Genomic DNA, 1,432 nt, shown 5'->3' on the forward strand with positions numbered 1-1,432 from the left:
AAGGATAGGAATTTCAATGTTGATATGATCACGATACATCGAGTTCCTTCCTTATCTTTTCGAGAGAGCTTAGCGATGCAAAGACAGTTGGGTTAGTAAAAAACATTTAAATCGAAGGATTTTTGCGCTAAATCGATAATCTAGACGGAGCTATCTTAACTCCACCTTAAATCGGCCTCAATAAGGCCAATTTTTCAAGTGAAGCGACCAACTGACCAAGTCTCATTCCACGAATAAATCCTGTAAAAACCATTCTAGAGCCACACAAAATACATTCAAAAGGGTCTACTTTCATAAATGCCTTCATCATCGAAGCAAATCCAAAGGATTTAGGCTTATTTACTTTTTGCCCTAATTTTTCATAGAGCTTAGGGAGCATATCGCCACGTAACCGTGTCGATAAAAAACCGTAGTAACGGATCATCTTAAAATATTTTTCTGGGACATGGTTCAGTATCCTTAACATCATCTCAGTTTGTGAGAGCGTCAAGCTTTTGTGAGTCTTATCATTATGATCTAAATAAGAAAAGGTCACTTCGCCATTCGCATATTCTTTCAAGCGAGAAGCCGCTATTGGCGGCTTTTTGATGTAACTCCCTAGGTATTTTGCAGTATGAGCCTTATGGCTCGTCTTTTTTGCGATATTCACATTCCAATGACGATTATATTGAGTGTTTAAAAAATCATTCCAAGACTGAATGTTTTTTGCTTTATCGCTAAGCTCTGATGGACATATCAGTCGATCATAATTCTCTCTCAGTAGTTTGATTATTCCATAACGCCATTGCTTCATTAGAGAAGCAAACTTAAATGAAAACTTTTTCAAGTTTTCATGGTTATCAATCCCGTATTCAGCAAGAGCGAGATGAATATGGCAGTTAAAGTTGAGTTTTCGACCATAAGTATGAAGTGCAGCAAAAATACCAATGGTTAATTTTTTTATTTCAGCCAGAGTAAGTAAAGAGTCAGCGGCACAAGCAAATAACTCATTTAACAGCCATCGATTTGCTTGAAATATTGGCCAGAATTGACCTGGCATAGTGAATGTGATGTGACGAAATTTACAGTCAGGCAGTATTTCTCTCTGAGTGGCTATCCATTTATCTGTGGCCTTTTGGCCACAGGATGGACATAACTTCGTCTTACAGGTGCTTAGGACGTATTTAACGTGCGTACAAGCGTGGTTACAGCATGAGTAGGTGAGCTTCCCTAATCGTTCTGTTTTGCACGATAGGAATTTTGTGATGGTTTCTAATTCTACGGTACGAAAAGCATAATTTTCTTTGTAGGCTTTTTGGAAACAACGACCAAGCGTAAATAGGTGTTTAAAATGATTAGGGTCGTACATTGAAAAGCCTAACGTGATACTTTCACGTTATTGTATTCGAAAGACTTACTGCGTTGAAGTCGCAACCGAAGGTTGCTTATCTTG

The 1,432-nt window shown here is 38.1% G+C and carries 1 protein-coding gene; it reads right to left on the reverse strand.

Annotated elements, in window-relative coordinates:
• Positions 1–166: 166 nt before the first annotated feature.
• Positions 167–1,348 (reverse strand): IS91 family transposase, encoded by a 1,182-nt coding sequence (locus tag HC723_RS16785; protein ID WP_190339903.1) that lies wholly within the window; start codon positions 1,346–1,348, stop codon positions 167–169.
• Positions 1,349–1,432: the final 84 nt, after the last annotated feature.

Origin of the sequence: Vibrio sp. S11_S32 (assembly GCF_014694465.1) — a bacterium.
GTDB classification, from domain to species: domain Bacteria; phylum Pseudomonadota; class Gammaproteobacteria; order Enterobacterales; family Vibrionaceae; genus Vibrio; species Vibrio algicola.